This window comes from Streptomyces sp. NPDC052012 (genome assembly GCF_040689265.1).
GTDB lineage: Bacteria > Actinomycetota > Actinomycetes > Streptomycetales > Streptomycetaceae > Streptomyces.
Genome location: NZ_JBFAXA010000001.1, coordinates 528,545 through 546,072 on the forward strand (window position 1 = coordinate 528,545; position 17,528 = coordinate 546,072).

Here is a 17,528-nt window from a genome sequence, read left to right on the forward strand (position 1 = left end):
CGAAGGTGGTCGGACGGGGCCTCGGGCCGTGAAACACCCTGAACGGGCGGGTGGGTGGGGAGGGAACCGGCTAGGGAAGCGCCAGCATCCGCTCCAGCGCCAGCTTGGCGAACGCCTCCGTCTCCTTGTCGACCTCGATCCGGTTGACCAGGTTGCCCTCGGCGAGCGACTCCAGCGCCCACACCAGGTGCGGCAGGTCGATGCGGTTCATGGTCGAGCAGAAGCAGACCGTCTTGTCGAGGAAGACGACCTCCTTGCCCTCCGGCGCGAACCGGTTCGCGAGCCGGCGTACCAGGTTCAGCTCGGTCCCGATGGCCCACTTGGAGCCGGCCGGGGCGGCCTCCAGCGTCTTGATGATGTACTCGGTCGACCCGACGTAGTCCGCCGCGGCCACGACCTCGTGCTTGCACTCGGGGTGCACGAGGACGTTCACACCCGGGATGCGCTCACGCACGTCGTTCACGGAGTCGAGGCTGAACCGGCCGTGCACCGAGCAGTGGCCGCGCCACAGGATCATCTTCGCGGCCCGCAGCTCGTCCGCGGTCAGCCCGCCGTTCGGCTTGTGCGGGTTGTAGACGACGCAGTCCTCCAGCGACATCCCCATGTCCCGCACGGCGGTGTTGCGACCGAGGTGCTGGTCGGGCAGGAAGAGGACCTTCTCACCCTGCTCGAACGCCCAGTCCAGCGCCCGCTTGGCGTTGGACGACGTGCAGATGGTGCCGCCGTGCTTGCCGGTGAACGCCTTGATGTCGGCGGAGGAGTTCATGTACGACACCGGCACGACCTGCTCGGCTATGCCGGCCTCGGTCAGCACGTCCCAGCACTCGGCGACCTGCTCGGCCGTCGCCATGTCGGCCATCGAGCAGCCGGCCGCGAGGTCGGGCAGGACCACCTTCTGGTCGTCGGACGTCAGGATGTCCGCCGACTCCGCCATGAAGTGCACACCGCAGAACACGATGTACTCGGCCTGCGGGCGCGCGGCCGCGTCCCGGGCCAGCTTGAAGGAGTCGCCCGTGACGTCGGCGAACTGGATGACCTCGTCGCGCTGGTAGTGGTGGCCGAGCACGAAGACCTTGTCCCCGAGCTTCTCCTTCGCCCTGCGGGCGCGCTCCACCAGGTCCGGGTCGGACGGCGAGGGCAGGTCGCCGGGACACTCCACACCGCGCTCGCTCCTCGGGTCGGCCTCACGGCCGAGGAGCAGCAGGGCGAGGGGCGTCGGCTGTACGTCGAGCTCCTGGGTCTGGGCGGTGGTCACGACACGCACCCTTTCTGTTCTGCGGCTCGCCGGGTCCGTCAGGACCGGACCGGCGGGACAAGCGGGACACCTTTCCGACTTTTCGTCGGATTGACGCTATCTATCATAACTGGTTCACGTCACTTTGACGATGGCCATAGCGTCCATGTGACGTGAATCCCGAACGGCCGCGATTCATTCCCGGAAGGTCCACTAGGGACGTTTTCCGCTTGCGCAGGCGTGTGCGAGCATGAAGCAGGAGCCGAACAACGCGAGCCCCGGCCCGGAATGAATCCGCGGCCCCGCCGGTTGCAACCGTCGGCAAGCAGTCTCCGTACAACCCGGGAGAGATGTAGATGTCCGTATCGGACGAGACCACCACCGTCACCGACGGCATCATCCTGACCGACGCCGCCGCGGCCAAGGTCAAGGCCCTGCTCGACCAGGAAGGCCGTGACGACCTCGCGCTGCGTGTCGCCGTTCAGCCCGGTGGCTGCTCCGGCCTGCGTTACCAGCTGTTCTTCGACGAGCGCTCGCTCGACGGTGACGTGGTGAAGGACTTCGGCGGTGTGAAGGTCGTCACCGACCGGATGAGCGCCCCGTACCTGGGCGGTGCCACCATCGACTTCGTCGACACCATCGAGAAGCAGGGCTTCACGATCGACAACCCGAACGCCACCGGCTCCTGCGCCTGCGGCGACTCCTTCAGCTGAGCCCGGAGTCCTCGCAAGCCCCGAGCACGACGAAGGCGGCGGCCCCCTCCGACAGGGCCGCCGCCTTCGGGCATGTCCCGGTGCTAGCGGGTCTGGGTCGGCGGGGCCGGCAGCCGGGCGCCGTCCTTGTGCAGCGGGACCGGCTCGCCGTCCGCGTCGACGACCTCGCGGTCACCGAGCGGCGCGTCGAGCTGCACCGTCTTCTGGTACTGCTTGGCGATCATGATGCAGACCTTGCCCGGCCACGGGGTCTCGGTCACGGTGACCTTCACCCGGTCCCCGCTCTCGTCGGCCCGCACGTCGTAGTCGGCGCACACCCCGCCCGAGAAGACCACGGTCAGCTCACCGCCCTCGGCGGTGTACCCCTGCACGTCCACGTCCCGGGTGGACGGGGCCGAGGTCGGCTCGTCACCGGGCTTGCTGGGCGCCACGGACGGCTGCCCGGGCCGCTCGGGCTGCTCGATGTACTTCGGCTCCACCGCCGGATGCGTCACGGTGAGGGTGTCCGTCGCGCCCTTGGGCCGCACCTCGAACAGCCAGGACGGCACAAGCGCCTGCCGCCCGTCCACGGCGTGCGCGGCCAGCCCGAACACCGCCTTCTCCACGGTCAGCGTGTCCTTCTGCTCCTGCTTCGGCAGCGTGGTCGCCCCCTCGCACGGATCCGGCCGGCCGCCCGCCTCGTCCAGCGGCACGGGGCTGGCGCAGCCCCCGATGCCCGCCCGGGAGTCGGCGCGCGGCGCCGCGTTCATCAGCTCCAGCGCCCGGTCGGCGCTCACCACCGGGTAGGTGTCACCCTTCACCGGCTCCGCGAGCCGTCCGCTGCCGCCGACGACCTCGCCCTTGGCGCCGACGACGATCCCGGTCGCCCAGCCGTGCGTCGGCAGCCCGCCGATCTCGGGCTGGGCGTTCACCATCCGGTTGGCACCCAGGACCTGACTCGCGTCGATCTTCGCGTCGTCCTGGCCCACGGCCTTCAGCACGGGCGCGGCAGCCTTCTTCGCGGCGGCCTCGCTCACCACGGGGTCACCGCCGGCAGGGGGCGTCTTGCACACGTCGCCCTTGCAGTTGTCGGTGCCCGGGGTGTACCGGCTGAACGTCCAGGAACCGGGGGCCGCCTTGTCCACCCGCAGCGTGGGCCCGGAGCCGTCCTTCCCGCCGATCCGCCAGCTCTGCCCCTCGGCCACCGGATCCCCGTCCAGGCCGAGCGCCTTCGCCAACTCGGTGACCTGCGCCTCGGTGACCTGACCGCGCGTGCGGTACACCGGCGCGGAGCCGGGACCCTCGGGAAGGGTCCCGTCGGCGCGGTAGACGGCGCCGTACGGATCGGGTTCACCGGGCGCGATCCCGGGCGCCGCGTCCTCGGAGTAGCCGTCCAGCGTCAGCGGCGGGGGAGTGGCGTCCCCGTTGGCTCCGGGGGTGCCGTCCGACCCGGAACCACCGGACAGGCTCGTGGCGAGATACGCCCCACCCCCGCCGACGAGCAGCACGGCGGCGGCGACGGAGGCGATGAGCGCGGAGGTGCGCCGCCGGGGGGACGGCTCAGTCCCTGGCTCAGGCTCGGGCCCCGGTTCGACGGCCCCGTCCCCCTCGGCGCCGGCCTCGGCCTCGGTCTCACTCTCGGCCCTGGTCTCCGCCTCGGCCTCGGCCTCGGTCTCGGCCTCCGCAGGCTCCTTCTGCGACGCCTCGGCCTCGGCGGAGCTCGGTTCCTCACTGCCCGAAGCTCCCCCGGTGCCGCGCACGCTGCCGTCGGCCCTTGCCTCGGCGTCGTCGTTCTCGGGTCGCTCGGTGTTCACCGCATCGCTCCTTCGGCTGCACAGCTGTCCCGGTAGACCCTTGCCCGGTCGTACCCGGACCGCTGGTGGGTCGTATCCCGCATCCCCTTTACGGGGGACAGCGATGGGACGCAGCGGGGGAGCGCGCGGTTCCCCTGGAGCGCGGAGGGAGCGAGCGCGGATCTGTCAGTCGCCGTACTCCGACATCGCGTCCAGCAGCCGGGCCGACGACGACGGCACGCTCACACCGTGGATCAGGGACGGGGACACCGGCCGTGCCGCGGTCCGCTCCGGCGCGGCCCAGTGGGGAACCATCCGGGCGCAGTCGCCGCGCAGCGACGCCAGGTCGCCTTCGAGGTCGGCCGGGTCGGGCGTGTGAACCTTGAGCTTCGTCATGTTCGCACCGTACGCACGTCGAAGGTCACGAAGAAAGATCTACTATCGGGTAGTTTTGGCTGCTTCTACGGGCCGTCCCCACCCGGTAGCGTGAAGTGTCAAACCGCCTCCCTCAGGAGAGTCCACGCCGTGCGCATCGCAGTCACCGGCTCCATCGCCACCGACCACCTCATGACCTTCCCCGGGCGCTTCGCCGACCAGTTCGTCGCGGACCAGCTGCACACGGTCTCGCTGTCGTTCCTGGTCGACAACCTCGACGTGCGCCGCGGCGGCGTGGGGGCGAACATCGCCTTCGGGATGGGACAGCTCGGGACCCGCCCGATCCTGGTCGGCGCGGCCGGCTTCGACTTCGACGAATACCGGGCCTGGCTGGAGCGGCACGGCGTCGACACCGACTCCGTGCGGATCTCCGACACGCTGCACACGGCCCGCTTCGTGTGCACCACGGACGCCGACCACAACCAGATCGGCTCCTTCTACACGGGCGCGATGAGCGAGGCCCGCCTGATCGAGCTGAAGACCGTCGCCGACCGGGTGGGCGGCCTCGACCTGGTCTCCATCGGCGCCGACGACCCGGAGGCGATGCTCCGGCACACCGAGGAGTGCCGCTCGCGGGGTATCCCGTTCGCCGCGGACTTCTCCCAGCAGATCGCCCGGATGAACGGCGAGGAGATCCGGATACTGCTGGACGGGGCGACCTACCTCTTCTCCAACGAGTACGAGAAGGGGCTCATCGAGAGCAAGACCGGCTGGAGCGACGCGGAGATCCTGGACCGGGTGGGGCACCGGGTCACGACGCTCGGGGCTCGGGGTGTCCGTATCGAGCGGGCCGGTGAGGACCCGATCGAGGTCGGCTGCCCGGACGAGGAGCGCAAGGCGGATCCGACGGGGGTCGGGGACGCCTTCCGGGCGGGATTCCTGTCGGGACTGGTCTGGGGCGTCTCGCTGGAGCGGGCGGCGCAGGTGGGGTGCATGCTCGCCACGCTGGTCATCGAGACGGTCGGTACGCAGGAGTATCAGCTGAGGCGGGGGCACTTCATGGAGCGCTTCACGAAGGCGTACGGGGACGAGGCCGCGGAAGAGGTCCGGGGGCATCTGAGGTAGTTCGCCGGGTGCGGGTGTGTGGGGGCTGGTCGCGCCCACGCGGCGGAGCCGCACATCGACACAGCCCCGCGCCCCCGGGATGAGTCAGCTGATCCGGCGGACCACGTAAGCCGTTCCTCGGTCTGCCGGCTCCTCGCCCACGTACTCCTGCTCCCTCATCTCGCACCATGCCGGGATGTCCAGGCGGGCCGCCTCGTCGTCGGAGAGGACGCGGACCAGGCCGCCCATCGGCACGTCACCGATCACCTTGGCCAGTTCGATGACCGGGATCGGGCAGCGCCTGCCGAGGGCGTCGACCACGAGGACGTCCTCCTCGACGGTCGCCGGAGCCGGCGTCGGTGCGCCCAGCTTCTCCCGTACGTCCGCCACCACGCCCGGCAGCACGGACAGGAAGCGCTCCACGTCTTCCTCCTGCGTACCCGGCGGCAGCGACACGCGGACATTGCCCTCGCTGAGGACGCCCATCGCCTTCAGCACATGGCTCGGCATCAGGGTGCTGCTCGTGCAGGACGAGCCGGACGAGACGGAGAAGCCGCTCCGGTCCAGCTCGTGCAGGACTGTCTCTCCGTCGACATAGAGACAGGAGAACGTGACGATGCCGGGCAGGCGGCGCTCCGGATCGCCCACCACCTCCACGTCCGGTACGAGCTGGGGCACCCGGGTCCGGATCCGTTCCGTCAGCTCCCGCAGGCGGGCCGCCTCCTGGACCGCCTCCGCCCGTACCGCCCGCAGGGACGCCACCGCGGCCACGATCGCCGGGATGTTCTCGAAACCGGGCGCCCGGCCCGACTCCCGCTCGTCGGCCGGTCCCTGCGGTGCGAAGCGCACGCCCTTGCGCACGACGAGGAGCCCTACGCCGGACGGCCCGCCCCACTTGTGGGCACTCGCCGTGAGCAGCGACCAGTCGCCCTCCACCGGCCCCCACCCCAGTGACTGCGCCGCGTCCACCAGCAGCGGCACCCCGGCCGCCCGGCACACCTCGGCCACCTCGGCGACCGGCTGCACGGTCCCCACCTCGTGGTTTGCCGACTGCAGACACGCCAGCGCGGTGTCCGGCCGCAGCGCCTCGGCGTAACCCGAAGGGACCACCGCCCCCTCCCGGTTCACCGCCACCTCGGTGACCGAGCCTCCGCCGGCCTGGTGAACTTCCCCCGCATGGAGCACCGAAGAGTGTTCGACCGCGGACACGATCAGGTGGCGCCCCACCCGCCGCCGCCCGGCCAGTGCCCCCGCGATCCCGGAGTGCACGGCCGCCGTCCCCGACGCCGTGAACACCACCTCGTCCGCCCGGCACCCCACCGCCTCGGCAGCCGCCTCCCGCGCCGCATCCAGCAGCATCCGGGCCCTGCGCCCCTCCCGGTACAACCGCGCAGGATCGGCCCACCCTTCATCGAGGGAAGCCATCAGCGCCTGCCGCGCAACGGGATGGAGAGGAACGCCGGAAGCGGCATCGAAGTAGCCCATACCCCAACGTTAGAACTCCGGCAACGGCAGCCGACCCAGGGGCGCGGGGAACTGCGCGACCAGCCCCCACGAACCCGCACCCGCCAATTCAGCTAACCCACGGAGTGACTAGGCACCCCTCCTGGCGAAGCCCAGAATGGCGTCGGCTAGGGTTTGGTCCGCATAAACATCCAAACCCCTGCCCGTCGCAGGGCGGCGACCGACCAGCGAGAAGGCCAGGCCGCAGCCGATCCGCGCGGGCGAGACTCTCGGGAAGGCGCTACGTGAGTCCCAACGGCTCCGACCGCTCGCCGCGGCGCCCGATGCGGCGGAAGCTGCTGCAGGCACTGACCGCGGGCCTGGTCCTGGCGACCGCCACCGGTTGCACATGGGAGGACTTCCCCCGCCTTGGTATGCCCACCCCGACCACGGAAGAGGCTCCGCGGATCCTCTCCCTGTGGCAGGGATCCTGGGCTGCCGCGCTCGCCGTCGGCGTGCTGGTGTGGGGCCTGATCCTGTGGAGTGCTTTCTTCCACCGGCGCAGCCGCACCAAGGTCGAAGTTCCTCCGCAGACCCGGTACAACATGCCCATCGAGGCGCTGTACACGGTGGTTCCGCTCATCATCGTCTCGGTGCTGTTCTACTTCACCGCCCGTGACGAATCCGAGCTCCTGAAGCTCGAGAAGAAGCCCGACGTCACCGTCAACGTGGTCGGCTTCCAGTGGAGCTGGTGCTTCAACTACGTCGAGAACGTCGACGGTTCCACGGGCGACGCGAAGAAGTCCGCAGAGCTCGAGGCGATCCCGAACCGCTACAAGGACGCCTTCCCGGCCAACGCCGGCGGTGTCTACGACTGCGGTACCCCCGGCACGCGCAACGCGCAGACCGGCAACCCGGGCCCCACCCTGTGGCTGCCCGAGGGCAAGCGGGTCCGCTTCGTCCTGACCTCGCGTGACGTCATCCACTCCTTCTGGGTGGTGCCGTTCCTGATGAAGCAGGACGTCATCCCGGGCCACACCAACGCCTTCGAGGTGACCCCCAACAAGGAGGGCACCTTCCTGGGCAAGTGCGCCGAACTCTGCGGCGTGGACCACTCCCGGATGCTGTTCAACGTCAAGGTCGTCTCCCCTGAGCGCTACGAGCAGCACCTGAAGGACCTCGTGAAGAAGGGGCAGACCGGTTACGTGCCCGCGGGCATCCCGCAGTCGGGCCACGAGAAGAACCGGGAGTCGAACATCCTGTGAGCATCCTCAACGAACCCCAGGGTGCCGCGGCAGCAGGGTCCCACTACGAGGACGAGCTGCCGGTCCGGCGCCACACCCGTGGCAGCGTCGTGGTCAAGTGGCTGACGACCACGGACCACAAGACGATCGGCACGCTGTATCTGGTGACGTCGTTCGCGTTCTTCTGCATCGGTGGCGTGATGGCGCTGTTCATGCGCGCCGAGCTGGCCCGTCCGGGCACGCAGATCATGTCGAACGAGCAGTTCAACCAGGCGTTCACGATGCACGGCACGATCATGCTGCTGATGTTCGCGACGCCGCTGTTCGCCGGTTTCGCCAACTGGATCATGCCGCTGCAGATCGGCGCGCCCGACGTGGCCTTCCCGCGGCTGAACATGTTCGCCTACTGGCTGTACCTGTTCGGCTCGCTGATCGCCGTGGGCGGCTTCCTCACGCCGGACGGCGCGGCCGACTTCGGCTGGTTCGCCTACTCCCCGCTGTCGGACGCGGTCCGCTCGCCGGGCATCGGCGCCGACATGTGGATCATGGGTCTGGCCTTCTCCGGCTTCGGCACCATCCTCGGCTCGGTCAACTTCATCACCACGATCATCTGCATGCGCGCCCCGGGCATGACGATGTTCCGCATGCCGATCTTCACCTGGAACGTGCTGCTGACCGGTGTGCTGGTCCTGCTCGCCTTCCCGGTGCTCGCCGCCGCGCTGTTCGCGCTGGAGGCGGACCGCAAGTTCGGCTCGCACATCTTCGACTCGGCCAACGGCGGAGCGCTGCTGTGGCAGCACCTCTTCTGGTTCTTCGGCCACCCCGAGGTGTACATCATCGCGCTGCCGTTCTTCGGCATCATCAGTGAGGTCATCCCGGTCTTCTCCCGCAAGCCGATGTTCGGCTACATGGGTCTGATCGGCGCGACCATCGCGATCGCCGGCCTGTCGGTGACGGTGTGGGCGCACCACATGTACGTCACCGGTGGTGTGCTGCTGCCGTTCTTCTCCTTCATGACCTTCCTGATCGCGGTCCCGACCGGTGTGAAGTTCTTCAACTGGATCGGCACCATGTGGAAGGGCAGTCTCTCCTTCGAGACGCCGATGCTGTGGGCGACCGGCTTCCTCATCACCTTCACCTTCGGTGGTCTGACCGGCGTCATCCTGGCCTCGCCGCCGCTGGACTTCCACGTCTCCGACTCGTACTTCGTGGTGGCTCACTTCCACTACGTCGTCTTCGGCACCGTGGTGTTCGCGATGTTCTCCGGCTTCCACTTCTGGTGGCCGAAGTTCACCGGCAAGCTGCTCGACGAGCGCCTCGGCAAGATCACCTTCTGGACGCTGTTCATCGGCTTCCACGGCACCTTCCTGGTCCAGCACTGGCTGGGTGCCGAGGGCATGCCGCGCCGGTACGCGGACTACCTCGCGGCCGACGGCTTCACCGCGCTGAACACCGTCTCCACGATCGCCTCGTTCCTGCTCGGCCTGTCGATCCTGCCGTTCTTCTACAACATCTGGAAGACGGCCAAGTACGGCAAGCCGGTCGGCGTCGACGACCCGTGGGGCTACGGCCGCTCCCTGGAGTGGGCGACCTCCTGCCCGCCGCCGCGGCACAACTTCCTCACCCTGCCGCGGATCCGCAGTGAATCCCCGGCGTTCGACCTGCACCACCCGGAGATCGCCGCGCTCGACGAGCTCGAGAACATCGGTCACGGCGAGAAGGCCCTCGCTGGGGGCAAGGAGGCCGGCAAGTGAAGATCCAGGGCAAGATGTTCATGTGGCTGAGCGTCTTCCTCCTCGCCATGGCGGTCGTCTATGGCGTGTGGTCGAAGGAGCCGGCCGGCACCACCGCCCTCTTCCTCGCCTTCGGTCTGGCGATCATGATCGGCTTCTACCTCGGCTTCACGGCCAAGCGGGTCGACGTGGGCGCGCAGGACGACAAGGAGGCGGACGTCGCGGACGACGCCGGCGAGGTCGGGTTCTTCAGCCCGCACAGCTGGCAGCCGCTCTTCCTGGGCATCGGTGGCGCCTTCGCCTTCCTGTCCGTCGCCATCGGCTGGTGGCTGATGTACTTCGCGATGCCGCTGATCCTGGCCAGCATCTGGGGCTGGGTCTTCGAGTACTACCGCGGTGAGAACCGCACCCAGTAGCACGCGGAACGGCACTTCGGGGCCCGGACACTCCGTCAGGAGCGTCCGGGCCCCTGCCGTTGCCGCAATGCACATCACTCGATCGAGTCGTCCAGCGCGCCATGGTTGACGGGCCTTCCTAGCGTGAGGTCATGAGCCACCACCCGCGCACCCGTACCGTCCTCGGCTGCACGCTGCTGGTGATCGCCCTCGGCGCGGGCGTCACCGGCTGCGGAGCCGACGGCAACCCGCTGTCCGCCGAGCCGTACGACGCGGCGGACCACATCTCCTTCAACGGGCCCACCGGCGACAAGAAGACCGTCGACCCGGACAAACCCCTGGAGGTCGTCGCAGAGGACGACGACGGCCGCATCACGGACGTCACCGCCAGGGACGCCGCGGGCCGCTACGTCGCGGGCGAACTCTCCGCGGACGGCAGCCGCTGGCACAGCACCTCACCGCTGGCCGCCCATGCCCAGTACACGGTGCGCGTGAGCACCGAGGACGAGGACGGGGCACCGGGGCGCAAGGTGATCACCTTCACCACGGGCAAGCCTTCCACCACCAAGCGCCTGGGCGTCACGTTCGGCCCCAAGGCGGGCACCTACGGCGTCGGCCAACCCATCACCGCCGAGCTGAACGCCCCGGTCAAGGACCGCGCCCAGCGGGCCGTCGTGGAACGGTCCCTGAAGGTCACGTCCACGCCCGCGGTGACCGGCAGCTGGTACTGGGTGGACGACAAGAAGCTCCACTACCGCCCCAAGGACTACTGGCCCACCCGCGCCACCGTCCGGGTGCGCAGCAACCTGGAGGGCATCAAGATCAACGACCGCCTCCGCGGCGGCAAGGCCAAGCCCCTGACGATCACCACGGGCGACCGCGTCATAGCCGTCACGGACGCCGCGGCACACCAGCTGACGGTCTACAAGAACGGCGAGGAGATCAAGACGATCCCCGTGACGACCGGCAAACCGGGCTTCGAGACCCGCAACGGCGTCAAGGTCGTCCTCGGCAAGGAACGCTTCGTACGCATGCGCAGCACCACGGTCGGCATCGCCGAGGGCTCCTCCGAGTCCTACGACCTCGACGTCTACTTCGCCACACGCGTCACCTGGAGCGGCGAGTACGTCCACGCCGCCCCCTGGTCCGTCGGCTCCCAGGGCTACGCCAACGTCAGCCACGGCTGCGTCGGCATGAACACCGCCAACGCCCAGTGGTTCTTCGACACGGTCCGCGAGGGCGACCTGGTCAAGGTCGTCAACTCCGACGGCGACACGATGGAACCCTTCGGCAACGGCTTCGGCGACTGGAACGTCCCGTGGGAGAAGTGGCGCCAGGGCAGCGCCTTGTCATCGGGCCCCGACGCAACCCCGCAAGAAGCGGCCAGGCTTCGACCTTGGGCTGCGTGACTGACGTCAGGGGCGCGGGGCTGTATCGATGTGCGGCTACCGCGTGGGCGCGACCAGCCACGACGACGCCGCACTCGCCGCGCTCCAGACCGCCCCGAGCCCTTAGGCGCTCTGCAGCCTCTTCGACCGCAACAAGGAAGCCAGGGCAGACGCGAACTCCACCGGCTCCACCGGCAGCGTCACCGCCGCCTCGGCCCGGCTCCACGTGGCCAGCCACGCGTCCTGAGGCCGCCCGATGAGCAGCAGCACCGGCGGGGCCTGGAACACCTCGTCCTTGATCTGCCGGCACAGCCCCATGCCCCCCATCGGCACGGCCTCACCGTCCAGCACACAGACGTCGATCCCGCCCTTGTCCAGCTCACTGATCACCGCGGCCGGAGTCGCACACTCCACGAACTCCACCACAGGAACATCCGGCGCCGGCCGCCGGCCGGTGGCCAACCGCACCTGCTCCCGCGTGTTCGCATCGTCGCTGTACACCAGCACTGTGGCGGTCGGCTGCATGCTTCCTCCGTGACGTCAGCGTCGTAAGGACAAGCCCGTTGGGCCGGATGCTACTCCCTTGAACACCACGTCAACACCGGTATGGCGGGGCAAGACACTCCGAACGGCACCCCCCGGAGTGAGGGCGGGATAAGCGACCGACATAATGTCGGTCGTGGCGACAGCAACGACAGTAGATACCGGGCACGCGCACCCGTCGGTCAACCGGCCGAACCTCACCAGCGTCGGAACCATCATCTGGCTGAGTTCCGAGCTGATGTTCTTCGCGGCCCTCTTCGCGATGTACTTCACCCTGCGATCGGTGACCGGACCCGACTTCTGGTCGGAGAAGGCCGACACCCTGAACTTCCCGTTCTCGGCGACGAACACCACGATCCTGGTGCTCTCCTCCCTCACCTGCCAGCTCGGCGTGTTCGCCGCCGAGCGCGGTGACGTGAAGAAGCTCCGGGGCTGGTTCATCGTCACGTTCATCATGGGCGCGGTGTTCATCGGCGGTCAGGTCTTCGAGTACACCGAGCTGGTCAAGCACGAGGGCCTGTCGCTCTCGTCCGACCCGTACGGCTCGGTGTTCTACCTGACCACCGGCTTCCACGGCCTGCACGTGACGGGCGGTCTCATCGCCTTCCTGCTGGTCCTCGGACGCACCTACGCGGCCCGGAGGTTCACCCACGAGCAGGCGACCGCGGCCATCGTCGTGTCCTACTACTGGCACTTCGTCGACGTCGTCTGGATCGGCCTCTTCGCCACGATCTACATGATCAAGTAGCCGGGCCGGCAACCGAGCGCGCTGACGAAGCGCACCCATCCAGAAGCATCGACGCAGAAGATCCTGACACCGGGGTAATCCGTGAAAAAGCTCTCCGCACGACGACGCCACCCGCTGGCGGCGCTCGTCGTCCTACTCCTCGCGCTGGCATGCACCGGGGGGCTGTACGCCGTGTTCGCACCCGCGGACAAGGCGCAGGCCGACGAAACCGCCCAGTCCCTCACCATCGAGGAGGGAAAGAAGCTCTACGCGGTCGGCTGCGCCAGCTGCCACGGCACCGGCGGTCAGGGCACCTCCGACGGGCCGAGCCTGGTGGGCGTGGGCGCCGCGGCCGTGGACTTCCAGGTCGCCACCGGCCGTATGCCGGCCGCGACCTCGCAGGGCGCGCAGGTTCCGCGCAAGAAGCCGGTCTACACCCAGGCCGAGATCGACCAGCTGGCGGCGTACATCGCCTCCCTGGGCGCCGGCCCGGCCATCCCGACCGAGGAGCAGTACGGCCCCGAGGGCGCCGACATCGCCAAGGGCGGTGAACTGTTCCGCAACAACTGCGCGCAGTGCCACAACTTCACCGGTAAGGGTGGCGCCCTGACGCACGGCAAGTACGCGCCGGACCTCGAGGACGTCGACCCGAAGCACATCTACGAGGCCATGCTCACCGGTCCGCAGAACATGCCTTCCTTCCCCGACAGCACCCTGTCGGAGCAGAACAAGAAGGACATCATCGCGTACCTGGACGAGGTCAACAGCCAGGACTCCGAGAGCCCGGGCGGCCTGGAGCTGGGCGGGCTCGGCCCGGTCAGTGAGGGTCTGTTCGGCTGGATCTTCGGTCTCGGCGGGCTGATCGTCGTCGCTGTGTGGGTCGCCGCTCGGACCGCAAAGGCCAAGAAGTCATGAGTAGCCAAGACATTCCAGAAGAGAACCTGCCCGCTGAGCAGGACACCGCCCACGGCGCGGTAAGGGTCGCTGACGAGAAGCACCCGTTCGCCGACCCGGGGCTGCCGCCCCACGAGCACCGGATCCAGGACATCGACGAGCGGGCCGCCAAGCGGTCCGAGCGCACGGTCGCCCTGCTGTTCACGCTCTCGATGCTGGCCACCATCGGCTTCATCGCCGCGTTCGTGGCGATCCCGGTCGAGAAGATCGTCTACATCTTCCCGTTCGGTCACATCAGCGCCCTGAACTTCGCGCTCGGTGTGACGCTCGGCATCGCGCTGTTCGCCATCGGCGCGGGCGCGGTCCACTGGGCCCGCACGCTGATGTCCGACGAGGAGCTGACCGACGAGCGGCACGCGATCGCGGCCGAGCCCGAGGTCCGCGCCAAGGTCATGGACGACTTCCGCCAGGGCGCGAAGGAGTCCCAGCTCGGGCGGCGCAAGCTGATCCGCACCACCATGTTCGGCGCGCTCACCCTGGTGCCGCTGTCCGGCGTCGTGCTGCTGCGCGACCTGGGCCCGCTGCCCGAGGACAAGCTGCGCCACACCCTGTGGTCCAAGGGCAAGCTGATCATCAACCAGAACACCGGGGAGCCGATGCGCCCCTCGGACATCGTGACCGGCTCGCTGACGTTCGCCAAGCCCGAGGGCCTGGAAGAGCACGACCACGACTTCAACAACGAGATCGCCAAGGCCGCCCTGATGATCGTCCGCATCCAGCCGGACGACATCAAGGACAAGCGCACGCTCGAGTGGTCGCACGAGGGCATCCTCGCGTACTCGAAGATCTGCACCCACGTCGGTTGCCCGATCTCCCTGTACGAGCAGCAGACGCACCACGTGCTGTGCCCCTGCCACCAGTCCACCTTCGACCTCTCCGACGGTGCCAAGGTGATCTTCGGTCCCGCCGGTCACGCCCTGCCGCAGCTGCGGATCGGCGTGAACGACGAGGGCTACCTCGAAGCGCTCAGTGACTTCGAAGAGCCCGTCGGTCCTGCATTCTGGGAGCGCGGATGAGCACCAACACCAGCACCGAGTCCCGCTCTCGCGGGAAGGCACCGGCCGGCGAGCGCGTCGCCGACTGGGCCGACGGCCGGCTCGGGATCTACTCCCTGGCCAAGGCCAACATGCGCAAGATCTTCCCGGACCACTGGTCCTTCATGCTGGGCGAGATCTGCCTGTACAGCTTCCTGATCATCATCCTCACGGGTGTGTATCTGACGCTGTTCTTCCACCCGTCGATGAACGAGGTGGAGTACCACGGCTCCTACGTCCCGCTGCAGGGCCAGCTGATGTCGGAGGCGTACGCCTCCACCCTGGAGATCAGCTTCGACGTGCGCGGCGGTCTGCTCATCCGGCAGATCCACCACTGGGCGGCGATCGTCTTCCTCGCCGGCATGTTCGTGCACATGATGCGCGTCTTCTTCACCGGCGCGTTCCGCAAGCCGCGTGAGATCAACTGGCTGTTCGGCTTCCTGCTGTTCGTGCTGGGCATGTTCACCGGCTTCACCGGCTACTCGCTGCCGGACGACCTGCTCTCCGGCACCGGTGTCCGCTTCACGCAGGGCGCGATCCTGTCCGTGCCGATCGTCGGCACGTACATCTCGATGTTCCTGTTCGGCGGGGAGTTCCCCGGCACCGACTTCGTCGCGCGGTTCTACTCGATCCACATCCTGCTGCTGCCGGGCATCATGCTCGGTCTGGTGGTCGGCCACCTGATCCTGGTCTTCTACCACAAGCACACGCAGTTCGCGGGTCCCGGACGGACCAACAAGAACGTCGTCGGCATGCCGCTGCTGCCGGTGTACATGGCCAAGGCGGGAGGCTTCTTCTTCCTGGTCTTCGGCTTCATCGCGCTGCTCGCCGGCATCGCCTCGATCAACCCGATCTGGAACCTGGGCCCGTACCGCCCGGACATGGTCTCCACGGGTGCCCAGCCCGACTGGTACATGGGCTTCGCCGAGGGTCTGGTCCGCGCCATGCCCGGCTGGGAGATCAACTTCTGGGGCCACACCCTGGTCCTGGGCGTGTTCATCCCGCTGGTGCTGTTCGGTCTCTTCCTCGGGATCATCGCGCTGTACCCGTTCATCGAGTCCTGGATCACCGGGGACAAGCGCGAGCACCACATCCTGGACCGGCCGCGCAACGCCCCGACCCGTACGGCCTTCGGTGTCGCCTGGGTCACCGGCTACATGATCATGCTGATCGGTGGTGGCAACGACATCGTCGCCACGCACTTCCACCTCTCGATCAACGCGGTCACCTGGTTCGTGCGCATCGGGTTCTTCCTCGGCCCGGTCATCGCGTTCATCATCACCAAGCGCATCTGCCTCGGCCTGCAGCGCCGGGACAGGGACAAGGTGCTGCACGGCCGCGAGTCGGGCATCATCAAGCGCCTGCCGCACGGTGAGTTCATCGAGGTGCACGAGCCGCTCAGCCAGGAGGCCCTGTACACGCTCACCGCGCACGAGCAGTACAAGCCGGCGGAGATCGGTCCGACGGTCGACGAGCACGGTGTCGAGCGCAAGGTGAAGGGCTCGGAGAAGCTGCGCGCCAAGCTCAGCGAGGCGTACTACGGCGAGGAGTCCCAGATTCCGAAGCCGACCGTCGAGGAGTACAACGAGATCACGAGCGGCCACGGCCACCACTGATCGCTGCGTTCGCCACGCCACCTGAAGGGCCCCGTCCGGTGTTCGGACGGGGCCCTTCGGCGTGCCCGGGGCTGGATAGGGTGGGCCCTGAGACTTTTCTCCGTCTGTTCTACGACCATCAGGAGCGGCTATGAGCGCTGTGACCCCCGCTGGAGGCGACACCGCGGCGGGCCGCTCCTGGCCCGCCCTGCTGAACGGACTGCTGGACGGCCGGGACCTCACCGCCGACGACACCGCCTGGGCCATGGATGTGATCATGCGCGGTGAGGCGACCGACGCGCAGATCGCCGGGTTCGTGACGGCGCTGCGCGCCAAGGGCGAGACGGTCGAGGAGATCACCGGCTGCGTACGCGCCATGTACGACCACGCCAATGTGATCGAGGTGCCCGGGGCGACCGTCGACATCGTCGGCACCGGCGGCGACGGCGCCAAGACCGTGAACATCTCCACGATGTCCTCGATCGTCGTCGCCGGCACCGGCGCGAAGGTCGTCAAGCACGGCAACCGGGCCGCGTCCTCGGCGTCCGGCGCCTCCGACGTCCTGGAGAAGCTCGGCGTCAATCTGGAGCTGACCCCGCGGCGGGTGGCGGAGGTCGCGGAGGAGGCCGGGATCACCTTCTGCTTCGCGGTGAAGTTCCACCCGGCGCTGCGCCATGTGGCCGCCGCCCGCGGCCAGTTGGGCATCCGCACGGTGTTCAACTTCCTCGGCCCGCTGGCCAACCCGGCCCAGGTCAAGGCCCAGGCGGTCGGCGTCGCCGACCCCCGGATGGCGCCCATCATGGCGGGCGTGTTCGCCGAACGCGGCAACTCCTCGCTGGTGTTCCGCGGCGACGACGGCCTCGACGAGCTGACGACCACCGCCACCTCCCGGGTGTGGGTGGTCCGCGACGGCACGGTGACCGAGGAGACCTTCGACCCACGGGACGTCGGTGTCGACCTCGTCCCGGTCGAGGCGCTGCGCGGCGCGGACGCCTCCTACAACGCGGAGGTCGCCCGGCGGCTGCTGGACGGTGAGCGCGGCCCGGTGCGGGACGCCGTGCTGCTGAACTCGGCGGCGGCGCTGGTCGCGCTGGAGCCGGGCAGCGGCCCGCTGACGGAGCAGATCCGCGCCGGGATGGACAAGGCGGCGGAGGCGATCGACTCGGGTGCCGCCAAGCGCGTGCTGGACCGCTGGGTGGCTGTCAGCAACGCGTGAGTTCCGTGGGTGATGTCCCGCGATCCGGACACGGGTTGCGGGACATCGCTCTGATCGC

General features: G+C 68.7%; 16 protein-coding genes. 11 read left to right on the plus strand and 5 right to left on the minus strand.

The window, feature by feature from the left end; translation table 11 throughout:
• Window positions 1-70: 70 nt before the first annotated feature.
• Window positions 71-1,255, minus strand: coding sequence for a quinolinate synthase NadA (gene nadA, locus AB0412_RS02395; RefSeq protein WP_366400559.1), 1,185 nt, complete (start codon window positions 1,253-1,255; stop codon window positions 71-73).
• A gap of 335 nt (window positions 1,256-1,590) precedes the next feature.
• Between nadA and AB0412_RS02400 the strand changes: the two genes are divergently transcribed.
• Window positions 1,591-1,947 carry an iron-sulfur cluster assembly accessory protein gene (locus tag AB0412_RS02400; protein WP_014672245.1) on the plus strand — a complete coding sequence of 119 codons (357 nt, stop codon included), beginning with the start codon at window positions 1,591-1,593 and terminating at the stop codon, window positions 1,945-1,947.
• Between the two features lie 83 nt (window positions 1,948-2,030).
• On the opposite strand, the gene AB0412_RS02405 is transcribed toward AB0412_RS02400, so the two are convergent.
• Complete coding sequence (locus AB0412_RS02405; RefSeq protein WP_366400560.1) at window positions 2,031-3,740, minus strand: hypothetical protein; 1,710 nt, start codon at window positions 3,738-3,740, stop codon at window positions 2,031-2,033.
• A 165-nt stretch (window positions 3,741-3,905) separates the two neighbouring features.
• The gene (locus AB0412_RS02410; protein WP_366400561.1) at window positions 3,906-4,115 is read right to left on the minus strand and encodes a hypothetical protein; all 210 of its coding nucleotides are present in this window, start codon (window positions 4,113-4,115) and stop codon (window positions 3,906-3,908) included.
• Window positions 4,116-4,244: 129 nt separating this feature from the next.
• Between AB0412_RS02410 and AB0412_RS02415 the strand changes: the two genes are divergently transcribed.
• Window positions 4,245-5,219, plus strand: coding sequence for a carbohydrate kinase family protein (locus AB0412_RS02415; RefSeq protein WP_366400562.1), 975 nt, complete (start codon window positions 4,245-4,247; stop codon window positions 5,217-5,219).
• An 84-nt stretch (window positions 5,220-5,303) separates the two neighbouring features.
• Here AB0412_RS02415 and AB0412_RS02420 read toward each other — a convergent pair whose 3' ends face one another.
• Window positions 5,304-6,683, minus strand: coding sequence for an aminotransferase class V-fold PLP-dependent enzyme (locus AB0412_RS02420; RefSeq protein WP_366400563.1), 1,380 nt, complete (start codon window positions 6,681-6,683; stop codon window positions 5,304-5,306).
• A gap of 263 nt (window positions 6,684-6,946) precedes the next feature.
• On the opposite strand from AB0412_RS02420, the gene coxB reads away from it, so the two are divergent.
• From coxB to AB0412_RS02440, 4 genes are all read left to right on the plus strand, one after another.
• Window positions 6,947-7,906, plus strand: a complete 960-nt coding sequence (gene coxB, locus AB0412_RS02425; RefSeq protein ID WP_366400564.1) for a cytochrome c oxidase subunit II — start codon at window positions 6,947-6,949, stop codon at window positions 7,904-7,906.
• Window positions 7,903-9,639 carry a cytochrome c oxidase subunit I gene (ctaD, locus tag AB0412_RS02430; protein WP_366400565.1) on the plus strand — a complete coding sequence of 579 codons (1,737 nt, stop codon included), beginning with the start codon at window positions 7,903-7,905 and terminating at the stop codon, window positions 9,637-9,639. Before coxB ends, ctaD begins: the two co-directional genes overlap by 4 nt.
• Window positions 9,636-10,034: a cytochrome c oxidase subunit 4 gene (locus AB0412_RS02435; protein ID WP_366400566.1), complete on the plus strand. Its 399-nt coding sequence runs from the start codon at window positions 9,636-9,638 to the stop codon at window positions 10,032-10,034. The genes ctaD and AB0412_RS02435 overlap by 4 nt, the downstream gene beginning before the upstream one ends.
• Before the next feature lie 131 nt (window positions 10,035-10,165).
• The gene (locus AB0412_RS02440; RefSeq protein ID WP_366400567.1) at window positions 10,166-11,422 is read left to right on the plus strand and encodes an Ig-like domain-containing protein; all 1,257 of its coding nucleotides are present in this window, start codon (window positions 10,166-10,168) and stop codon (window positions 11,420-11,422) included.
• 102 nt (window positions 11,423-11,524) lie between these two features.
• Here the strand turns inward: AB0412_RS02440 and AB0412_RS02445 are convergent, their stop codons facing one another.
• On the minus strand, window positions 11,525-11,926 hold the full coding sequence (locus AB0412_RS02445; protein WP_366400568.1) for a hypothetical protein: 402 nt from the start codon (window positions 11,924-11,926) through the stop codon (window positions 11,525-11,527).
• Window positions 11,927-12,071: 145 nt separating this feature from the next.
• Between AB0412_RS02445 and AB0412_RS02450 the strand changes: the two genes are divergently transcribed.
• The 5 genes from AB0412_RS02450 to trpD all read left to right on the plus strand — a co-directional run bounded on the left by AB0412_RS02450 (window position 12,072) and on the right by trpD (window position 17,470).
• A complete protein-coding gene (locus tag AB0412_RS02450) occupies window positions 12,072-12,692 on the plus strand; it encodes a heme-copper oxidase subunit III (RefSeq protein WP_366400569.1) in 621 nt (206 codons plus the stop codon).
• Window positions 12,693-12,773: 81 nt separating this feature from the next.
• Window positions 12,774-13,586 carry a c-type cytochrome gene (locus AB0412_RS02455; RefSeq protein WP_366400570.1) on the plus strand — a complete coding sequence of 271 codons (813 nt, stop codon included), beginning with the start codon at window positions 12,774-12,776 and terminating at the stop codon, window positions 13,584-13,586.
• Window positions 13,583-14,641, plus strand: coding sequence for a Rieske 2Fe-2S domain-containing protein (locus AB0412_RS02460; RefSeq protein ID WP_366400571.1), 1,059 nt, complete (start codon window positions 13,583-13,585; stop codon window positions 14,639-14,641). The genes AB0412_RS02455 and AB0412_RS02460 overlap by 4 nt, the downstream gene beginning before the upstream one ends.
• Window positions 14,638-16,275 carry a cytochrome bc complex cytochrome b subunit gene (locus tag AB0412_RS02465; protein ID WP_366400572.1) on the plus strand — a complete coding sequence of 546 codons (1,638 nt, stop codon included), beginning with the start codon at window positions 14,638-14,640 and terminating at the stop codon, window positions 16,273-16,275. Before AB0412_RS02460 ends, AB0412_RS02465 begins: the two co-directional genes overlap by 4 nt.
• A gap of 130 nt (window positions 16,276-16,405) precedes the next feature.
• On the plus strand, window positions 16,406-17,470 hold the full coding sequence (trpD, locus tag AB0412_RS02470; protein ID WP_366400573.1) for an anthranilate phosphoribosyltransferase: 1,065 nt from the start codon (window positions 16,406-16,408) through the stop codon (window positions 17,468-17,470).
• The last annotated feature ends 58 nt before the right edge of the window (window positions 17,471-17,528 follow it).